Source organism: Parendozoicomonas verongulae, assembly GCF_009711465.1.
Lineage (GTDB): Bacteria > Pseudomonadota > Gammaproteobacteria > Pseudomonadales > Endozoicomonadaceae > Sansalvadorimonas > Sansalvadorimonas verongulae.
Genome location: NZ_SMME01000588.1, coordinates 1 through 1,197, shown reverse-complemented (window position 1 = coordinate 1,197; position 1,197 = coordinate 1). Strand labels below are relative to the sequence as shown.

The 1,197-nt window shown below is 52.3% G+C and carries 1 protein-coding gene; it reads right to left on the bottom strand.

Annotated elements, in window-relative coordinates:
* Window positions 1–707: 707 nt before the first annotated feature.
* The coding region (locus E1189_RS22930; protein WP_230459990.1) for a hypothetical protein at window positions 708–1,197 on the bottom strand (490 nt) is incomplete at its 5' end.

Sequence of the window (1,197 nt, the reverse complement as noted above, 5' to 3'; positions counted from 1 at the left end):
TGCTTAACTCTCACCGCCAGAACAGCAGCGGTACCCGCTGCAAGGAGAAATGGATCAAAAAGAAATAACACAGGATTTAAAAAGAACCTCTATGGCTTCAACAGATCAGACCCTGATCTTCCATGAAACGGTCCGGATCCATAATTTTACCGTGTTTGAAAATTGCCTCAGTCTGACTCTTCAACTAGCCTTTCGTGCTTGGGTTGAATCAGAGGTTATGCTCGTTGCAAAGGCTGGCAAATACCTCATATCTTTGGCTTATCCTGACCGTTGCTCCTGCTACTGTTATTGATGCGGGTACAGAGAAGCAGGTGAGTAACTGCACGCTTATTGTGCCAACAGGTGAAGGGGAGACCGATATCATCTCAACAGGCCGTATCCGCACGTCATCCCCCTTCGTTCAGCCTTTGGACGACACATTTTGTGTACCGGGTTCAGAAAATAGCCTGGTCTGCCAGGGGGTTGGGAGTCCATCCAGAATCAGGCTGCCACGCCAGGATAATGACCCCCATGGGCTGATATTTGAAGACTCTCTTTGCTTCGCAACTTCCGGAAAAGTTCATTCCCCGGCAGTGACAGATGGCGTGACAATAACAGGTGAATTCGTTGATGGACTTCCGCTGCCTTTTAACTCTGAAATCAACGCTTGGGAAATTCACTGTCGGAATGTTGTCAAACAAGAGATTGAAGAGGTTTATGAAACTGCATCAACAGTCCCAGGTGATTTGGACTACGATAGCCCTAAACCAGAAGTAGAAGTATTGAGCCAAAAAGAGAAGGGGACAGTGCGTCGAGGAAAGTGGAACACTACCTGCCCCTGCGGTACCTCCTTCGCTTCGGTCGGCCTGCTTAACTCTCACCGCCAGAGAAGCCGAGACGCCCGGTGCAGGGGGCAATGGAACACCACCTGCCCCTGCGGTACCACCTTCGCTTCTATCACCTTGCTTAACTCTCACCGCCAGAGCAGCAAGGACGCTCAATGCAAGGGGAAGCGGAACACCACCTGCCCCTGTGGCGCCACCTTCGATTCGGTCAGCCGGCTTAACTCTCACTGCCAGGGTAGCAGGGACGTCCGGTGCAAGGGGAGGCGAAACACCACTTGCCCATGCGGCGCCACCTTCGATTCGGTCAACCTGCTTAATTCTCACCGCCGGGGCAGTCGCGACACCCAATGCAGGGGAAAGCGGAACACCACCT